8 protein-coding genes are annotated in these 7,273 nt (G+C 70.1%); 3 read left to right on the top strand and 5 right to left on the bottom strand.

Features of this window, described 5'->3' with window-relative positions:
- The 4 genes from ACYVK3_RS17950 to ACYVK3_RS17935 all read right to left on the bottom strand — a co-directional run.
- A partial coding sequence (locus tag ACYVK3_RS17950) for a Vgb family protein (RefSeq protein WP_460498697.1) occupies positions 1 to 851 on the bottom strand: 851 nt, incomplete at its 3' end.
- Positions 848 to 1,516, bottom strand: a complete 669-nt coding sequence (locus tag ACYVK3_RS17945) for a CatB-related O-acetyltransferase (RefSeq protein ID WP_460498696.1) — start codon at positions 1,514 to 1,516, stop codon at positions 848 to 850. The genes ACYVK3_RS17950 and ACYVK3_RS17945, both read right to left, overlap by 4 nt.
- A gap of 242 nt (positions 1,517 to 1,758) precedes the next feature.
- Positions 1,759 to 2,334 (bottom strand): hypothetical protein, encoded by a 576-nt coding sequence (locus ACYVK3_RS17940; protein WP_460498695.1) that lies wholly within the window; start codon positions 2,332 to 2,334, stop codon positions 1,759 to 1,761.
- Entirely contained in the window at positions 2,331 to 2,789 is a 459-nt protein-coding gene (locus tag ACYVK3_RS17935) for a hypothetical protein (protein WP_460498694.1), read from the bottom strand. The genes ACYVK3_RS17940 and ACYVK3_RS17935 overlap by 4 nt, the downstream gene beginning before the upstream one ends.
- A gap of 180 nt (positions 2,790 to 2,969) precedes the next feature.
- Between ACYVK3_RS17935 and ACYVK3_RS17930 the strand changes: the two genes are divergently transcribed.
- Together ACYVK3_RS17930 and ACYVK3_RS17925 are read left to right on the top strand one after the other, a co-directional pair.
- A complete protein-coding gene (locus tag ACYVK3_RS17930) occupies positions 2,970 to 4,181 on the top strand; it encodes a sensor histidine kinase (protein ID WP_460498693.1) in 1,212 nt (403 codons plus the stop codon).
- Positions 4,178 to 4,780, top strand: a complete 603-nt coding sequence (locus tag ACYVK3_RS17925; RefSeq protein ID WP_460498692.1) for a response regulator transcription factor — start codon at positions 4,178 to 4,180, stop codon at positions 4,778 to 4,780. Before ACYVK3_RS17930 ends, ACYVK3_RS17925 begins: the two co-directional genes overlap by 4 nt.
- Before the next feature lie 48 nt (positions 4,781 to 4,828).
- On the opposite strand, the gene ACYVK3_RS17920 is transcribed toward ACYVK3_RS17925, so the two are convergent.
- Positions 4,829 to 5,374 carry a hypothetical protein gene (locus ACYVK3_RS17920; protein ID WP_460498691.1) on the bottom strand — a complete coding sequence of 182 codons (546 nt, stop codon included), beginning with the start codon at positions 5,372 to 5,374 and terminating at the stop codon, positions 4,829 to 4,831.
- 399 nt (positions 5,375 to 5,773) lie between these two features.
- Here ACYVK3_RS17920 and ACYVK3_RS17915 point away from each other — a divergent pair, with 399 nt between their 5' ends.
- A complete protein-coding gene (locus tag ACYVK3_RS17915; RefSeq protein WP_460498690.1) occupies positions 5,774 to 7,252 on the top strand; it encodes an RICIN domain-containing protein in 1,479 nt (492 codons plus the stop codon).
- Positions 7,253 to 7,273 lie beyond the last annotated feature (21 nt).

The raw sequence follows: 7,273 nt of genomic DNA, 5'->3' as shown, positions 1-7,273 counted from the left end.
TCGGGGTCGATGGCGATGAGGCGGCCGATCTCCAGGGCCGCCCACACCGCGCCGTCCGGCCCGATGGCGACGCCGTGCGGTTCGGCGTCCGCCTCGGACAGCTCGTGGCCGCTGAGCTCGCCCGCGGCGGTGATATGGCCGATGCGGTTGCCGCCCCACTCGGTGAACCAGCACCCGCCGGCGGTGTCGGCGGCGACGGCGTGGGGTTTGGCCTTGGCGTTGAGCACGAAGGCCGACGCTCTGCCGTCGGATCCGAGGCGCCCGATCCGGTCGCCGGCGATGTCGGCGAACCAGACGCCGTCCGGGGCGGCGGCGATGCCGACCGGCGCGACGCCCTCGATGCCGAGCTCGAGCACCGTGACCTCGCCGCCGGTGGTGACGCGGCCGATCGCGGCAGCGGCGTTCATCGTGAACCACAGTGCCCCGTCGGCGCCGGCGGTGATGGCCGAGGGAAAGCAGCCCCGGCGTCCGATGGGGAAGCGGCTCAGTTCGCCGTCCGCCGAAATACGTCCGATGTGGTCGGTCGCGGTCTCGGTGAACCAGACCGCGCCGTCCCTTCCGGCGGCGATGCCGTACGGGCCCGCGCCGGATTCCAACGGAAGCTCCTCGACTCGGCCGTCGACGGTGATCCGGCCGATCCGGTCGGACTTGAACTCGGTGAACCAGAGCGCGCCGTCCGGGCCGGCGGTGATCACCGTCGGCTGCGATTCCGGTTCGAGCCGGAAGTAGCGCGGCTCTCCGCCCACCTCGAACCGACCGATGCGGTCGGCCTCGGCCACGGTGAACCACAGTGCTCCGTCGGGCCCCGCGGTGACGCCGTAGGCGCCTGGCGCGACCTTGTATTCCCTCATGGAGACTCCTCCTCGCTGGCGCGTCCTTGAGCGATCGCCTCGACCTCGGACGGCGTGCCGGTCATGATGGTGCGCACGTGCTCGGTGACGGTCTCGACGGGCCAGTCCCACCAGGCGGCTCGCAGCAGCCGCTCGATGTCGGCATCGTCGAAGCGGCGCTTGATCGGCTTGGCCGGGTTGCCGCCGACGATCGTGTAGGGCGCGACGTCGGCGGTGACCACGGAGCCCGAGGCGACGACCGCGCCGTCGCCGATGGTCACGCCCGGCATGATCAGCGACTCGTATCCGAACCAGACGTCGTTGCCGACAACGGTGTCGCCGCGAGTCTCCATGCCCTGCATGATGTCGAGGGTGCGCTCGGCCCATTCGCCGCCGAAGATGGTGAACGGAAAGGTCGAGACGCCCATCATCGGGTGGTTGGCGCCGGGCATGATGAAGCGCGTCCGGGCGGCGAGCGCGCAGTACCGGCCGATCACGAGCCGTTCGGGCCCGTAGGCGTAGAGGACGTTCCGCGTCTCGAACTCGGTGGGGGCGCCCGGGTCGTCGTAGTAGGTGTACTCGCCGATCTCGAGGCGTGGATCGGTCACCAGCGGCCGCAAGAGCACCACGCGGTGGTGTTCGGGCAGCGGGTGCAGGACGGTGGGGTCGGGGAACGCCGCCGGCACGACGTCGCCCCTCTCGTTCGCGGCGGTCTCGTCGCGGCGCTGGGTGTCGTCTATCGCCGTCTCCTCACGGTGCCACGTACGCCGTATGCCGTACGGTGTATAATGTACCTTGTACGATAATAATCTGCCCCAGTGGCGTCGTCAAGCGGCGGCCACGTGGCCTTCGCCATGGAACGCGGCGATCCTCGGGCGCCGACCCGAGGATCATCACACGCGCACGGCTCCCCGCGCCGCTCATTTCACTAGACCAGGAACAGCAGACCCGCCGCTATGAGGACGTCGAGCACGCCGCACGCCTCGGCGTAGGAGCGGGAGACGACCCTGTCGAGCCGGTGGTGGACGAAGTCCCACACGCCGTGGGAGAGCCAGGCGAAGGCGACTGTGTACCGCGACAGGTCCGGGTCCACCGTGAACGCCGCGAATGCGATCGCCCCGAAGGCGACCATGCCCAGCACCTGGACGCCGAACATGCGGTCCTTGAACAGTCGGCCATCCACGGCGGCCCAGACGAGCACGGCCACGGCGAGGAACGCGAACACCGCCGAGGGCCGGAAGACCCCGGCGATCTGGGCGGCGGCCATGACCGCCGAGAGCGCGAAGACGACCGGCCACGACAGCCACCGCCGCCCGAGTTTGGCGATGAGCAGGTACTCCAGGGCCAGCAGCGGGATGAGCTCGCCGAGCGAGTCGAGCGTCTCGGCGCTCACTCCGGTGCCGACGACCAGGAGGCCCGCCAGGACCGCGAGGCCGGTGGGCCAGCGGCGCAGCAGCCAGTGGAACCACGGCGCGCGTTCGGGGGCGGTTTCGACGGCGCTCATGACGTCCGGCCTCCGTATTCGCCGGAGCGGCGCAGCATGGCCAGGAACATGAGCGCGAACATGGCTACGTGCTCGACGAGCATCAGCATGTCGTAGCCGATGACGCCCGACCACAGCAGCGGCAGCAGGACCGGCACCGGGGCGAGCATCACCGCGGCCATCTCGAGGATGGCGGGCCACCCGTGGCCGCGGACGCGCATCCACAGGACCATGCCGACCGTCATGTCCAGGGCCATCTCCACGGCCACCAGTTCCGGGTGCGTCCGGGAGCCGAACTCGACCTCGGCCAGCGCCAGGGCGCCGCGCACCGCGCCGCCGATGACGAACATGCCGACCAGCATCGCGATGACCATCTCGACGTAGTGCAGCAGGAAGCGGCGCTTGCCGCCGCGACCGGGATGGTGATGGCGGACGGCCTGCTCGCCGCTCTGTTCGGGGATGTTCGTTGCGTACACGGGACTCTCCTTCGCGCCAAGGGCTTGGATGCCCTCCACGTTCGCAGGGCGCCGGGAGCGCCAGTAGTGCCGAAATCCGATGAGCCCGCATGGGTCGGTCACCGGCCGGGATGACATGTGTCATGCGCCCGGCGGGCCTCGTCTGCCTCCCGCCGTCCGTGGGCTGCAACAATGGCTCTCGTGCCTGATGCGCCGATCGACCGCGAGGCGGGACTGACGAGTTTCCGCCGCTACACGTGGTGGGCGGTTCCGGGTACGACCGCGTTCTTCCTGGTCTTCTTCGGCGCCGGCTGGGTGCTGGACGACGAGGTGCCGGTCTGGCTCCGAGTGGTTCGCGTCGCGTTCCTGGCGGTGGCGGCCCTCGCCTGCGTGGTCCTGCTCAACCGGCGGATGTCGCTCGACTCGGCCGCACGGCTCGGCCCCTCGGTCAAGGGCTGGCTCGCGGTGGCCGCGGCCGGCTCGCTCGTGGTCAGCGTGATCTCGCTCGCGTTGCGGGACTATGGAATCTGGCCGGTCGTGCCGGCCACGACCGTGGCCATCGCGGCGACGTTCCTGCGCCCTCGCGCCGCGGCGGTGCTCATCGCGGTGGCCGCGCTCGTCGCGCCGCTCCCGGGCACCGCCGTCAGCCTGGCCCACGGCGAGGCGAGCGAGGTCATGCACGCGGCGCTGTGGCCGCTGGGCCTGCTGATCTTCATCACCGCCATGGTGCTGGGCCCGCTGTGGGCCTGGGACATCGCGCGGCGTCTGAACGAGGCGCAGCAGCTGGCCGCCGAGCTCGCGGTCAAGAACGAGCGCTTGCGCTTCGCCGCCGACCTCCACGACATCCAGGGCCACCACCTCCAGGTCATCGCGCTCAAGGGCGAGCTGGCGGCGCGGCTCGCCGAGTCGGACCCGGAGCGGGCCGCTGCCGAGATGAAGGCGGTGCGGCAGTTGGCCGTCGACGCGCTCGAGGACACCCGGGCGGTCGTCCAGGACTACCGGCGCACCACTCTGGACGAGGAGGTCGCCAACGCCACCAAGGTGCTGGCCGCCGCCGACATCGACGCGACGATGGATCTCGACGAGGACGCCGCCGCCGGCATCGGCCGGCTCTCCCCCGCCGGCCGGCACCTGCTGGGCCTGGTGATGCGCGAGGCGACCACGAACGTGCTGCGGCACAGTCGAGCCGGTCGCGCCGAGGTCGAGTTCCGCCTCGACGGCGGCGCCGCCCGGCTGCGCGTGGCCAACGACGGAGCGGGAACCGAGTCGGTCTCGGCCTCCGGGACGGGGCTGCGGACGCTTCGCGAGCGCCTGGAGGCCGCCGGGGGCGAATTGGGCTGGGAGCACGATGGTGACCGCTTCGCCGTCACCGCTTCGCTCCCGATCGAGCGATCAATGGAGGCGACGACGTGATCCGTATCCTGCTGGCCGACGACGAGGATCTCCTGCGGGGCGCCTTGGCCTCGCTGCTGGCCATGGAGGAGGACTTCGCGGTGGTCGCGGAGGCGGCCACGTCGACCGACGCGGTGCTCCAGGCCGCCCGCCACCGGCCCGACATCGCGGTGCTCGATCTGGAGATGCCGCCCGCCGACGGGCTGCGCGCGGCCGAGGAGATCCGCGCCGAGCTGGAGACCAAGATCGTGCTGGTCACCCGGCATGCCCGGCCGGGCGTGCTGCGCCGTGCCCTCGCCGCCGGCGTCAACGGTTTCGTCCCCAAGACCACGCCCGCCTCCAAGCTGGCCGAGATCATCCGCGACATCGCTGCCGGGAAGCGCTATGTGGACCCCGACATCGCCGCTTCCGCGCTGACCGAGGACGACTGCCCGCTCACCGACCGGGAGCTGGAGGTGCTGCGGGAGACGAGGACCGGCGCGTCCGTCGGCGAGATCGCCGCGAGGGTGCACCTCGCACCCGGCACCGTCCGCAACTACCTGTCCTCGGCGATGACCAAGCTGGCCGTCTCCTCGCGGCACGCCGCCGCGCACCGCGCCTGGGAAGAGGGCTGGATCTGACGGCACGACGCCAGGCCCCGCCGAGAGGCGGGGCCCGGCGTCCGCGCCCTACCGGAGGATCGGCAGGCGCCGGACGATGCCGAGCCGCTGCCACCGGGTGCCGAGGCCCCAGCGGTCGCCGGCGCTGCCGATCGCCAGCGCGATCATTGCCACCATGTAGAAGAGGTGCTCATCGACGATCGGGTTGCTCTCGAGCGGCAGCATCGACATCCACATGCTCACCATGAGCACGGCGCCGCCGATGGCCGCCAGGCGCAGGCCGATGCCGAGCACGAGGGCGATGCCGAGGGAGGCGAGGGCGCCCATGAACAGCCACTCGGACCAGGCCTGACCGGCCATGCCCTGAAAGAGCTCGCCGAAGGTGCCGTCGCGGCTGGCGAGGAAGCCGTCGGTGGGGCTGCCTCCCTCGATCCACGCCCGTTCGGGGGGTGTGGCGTAGCCGAGGCCGAAGGTCTTGTCGAGGAAGGCCCAGAGGAAGACCCAGCCGAGCACGATGCGGACGACCGCGAGCGAGCGCGGCGGGCGCGAGGGCGCGGGCGAGTCGGGTTCGGGCAGGAGTGCGGTCTTGGTTGAGGTCGAGGCGGTCGTGGCCATGAGGAATCCCCTCGCGGGTGCGGGACGACGGCGGGGATCGCTGCGGGCGGCGCCCCTGTCGCGCCGGTCCGCTGGGGTTCGCGGCGGATCGGGGTGAGCCGATCCGCCGGCGGCCCCAAGGGTTGGCCGTCGTCGGAACTGTTCGTGGAACCGCTCCCATACTAACATAGATGCGTATCGATATCAAGGTTTTTGCCGTGAAAGCAGGCGAGTTCGGTCAATTCAGCGGTCAATCGATGCGTCGACGGCCGGTCGGCGCATTGAGTCGGGCTCCGCGAACCCTTACACTAACCATTGATGCTTCTATGTATATAGATTTATTGAGAGGCGGACGCGCGATTCCCGGCACGTCCGCGCACGCCTCGACGTCCCTGCCCGAACGCACCCCTGGGAGCGACCATGCGACCCCGTACACGCCCACGACTGTCCCGCCTCGCCGCCGCGCTGGCCCTCGCCTTGACGGCCGCCTTCTTCGTCAGCCCACCCGCCGCGAACGCCGCCGTGGACACCGGCACCTGGTACGTCCTCGAATCGCGCAGCTCGGGACTCGTCCTCGACATCGACGGCGGCTCCACCGCCACCGGCGCGGGCCTCGTCCAATGGAACCGGAACGACGCACCCAACCAGCAGTTCCGCTTCATCGACGCCGGGAACGGCCACTACCGCGTCCAGGCCCGGCACTCCGGCCACGTCCTCGACGTCTACGACTGGAACACCGCCAACGGTGCCGAGGTCGTCCAGTGGACCGACCTGAACAACACCAACCAGCAGTGGACGGTCACCGAGTCGGGCGGCTACGCCACCTTCGTCAACCGCTACACGGGCAAGGCGCTCGACGTGTGGCAGAACGCCACCTCCCCCGGTTCGCGGATCTCCCAGTACCCTCCGAACGGCGGCCCCAACCAGCAGTGGCGGCTCATCCCCGTCGACGAGGGCTCGGGCAACGCCGGCGAACCGTACGGCTACCTCTTCTCCTACATGACCGGTGAGGGCTCCTCGAACGGCGAGCAGGTCTACTTCGCGCTCAGCCGCGGGAACAACCCGCTCGCCTATGACGCGCTCAACGGCGGTCAGCCCGTGCTGACCTCGAATGTGGGCGAACGAGGAGCGAGGGATCCGTTCATCGTCAGGTCGCCGCAGGACGGCAGGTACTACATGATCGCCACGGACCTCAAGATCCACGGCAACGGGGACTGGGACCGCGCGCAGCGCCACGGCAGCCGGTCGCTGGTGGTGTGGGAGTCGGACGACCTGGTGAACTGGAGCTCGGCGCGCCTCGAGCAGGTCTCGCCGTCCTCGGCGGGCAACACGTGGGCGCCGGAGGCCTACTGGGACCCGGCGCAGAACGCCTTCGTCGTCTACTGGGCCTCGAAGCTGTACTCGACCTCCGACCACTCCGACAGCACCTACCACCGGATGATGTACGCGACGACCACCGACTTCCGGACCTTCAGCCAGGCCCGGGTGTGGGTCGACAAAGGATACTCCACCATCGACTCCACGGTCGCCGAGCACAACGGCACCTACTTCCGCTACACCAAGGACGAGCGCAGCGGCACCTCCTGCGGCAAGTTCATCCTCTCGGAGACCTCGACGAGCCTGACGAACACCAATTGGGGCTTCCAGACCGAGTGCATCGGCTCGGGCACGATCAACCAGGGCGAGGGCCCGCTGATCTTCAAGTCCAACACCGAGAACCGGTGGTACATGTTCATCGACGAGTACGGCGGGCGCGGCTACATCCCGTTCGAGACCACGAACCTCGCGAGCGGCCAGTGGACGCCGGTGTCGAACTACTCGCTGCCGGGACGCCCGCGCCACGGCAGCGTCCTCCCGCTCACCTACGAGGAGTACCAGGCGATCCAGAACGCCTGGTGAGGGCGGGGCAGCGGCTTTCCT

It is taken from the genome of Glycomyces tarimensis, assembly GCF_054776215.1.
The sequence above is the reverse complement of the archived record's forward strand: the minus strand, read 5'-3'. Positions and strand labels throughout refer to the sequence as shown.

Excerpts from the sequence above, each read along its gene's own strand:
- ACYVK3_RS17915 (WP_460498690.1), top strand. The coding sequence starts at position 5,774 with ATGCGACCCCGTACACGCCCACGACTGTCCCGCCTCGCCGCCGCGCTG.
- ACYVK3_RS17940 (WP_460498695.1), bottom strand. The coding sequence starts at position 2,334 with ATGAGCGCCGTCGAAACCGCCCCCGAACGCGCGCCGTGGTTCCACTGG.
- ACYVK3_RS17920 (WP_460498691.1), bottom strand. The coding sequence starts at position 5,374 with ATGGCCACGACCGCCTCGACCTCAACCAAGACCGCACTCCTGCCCGAA.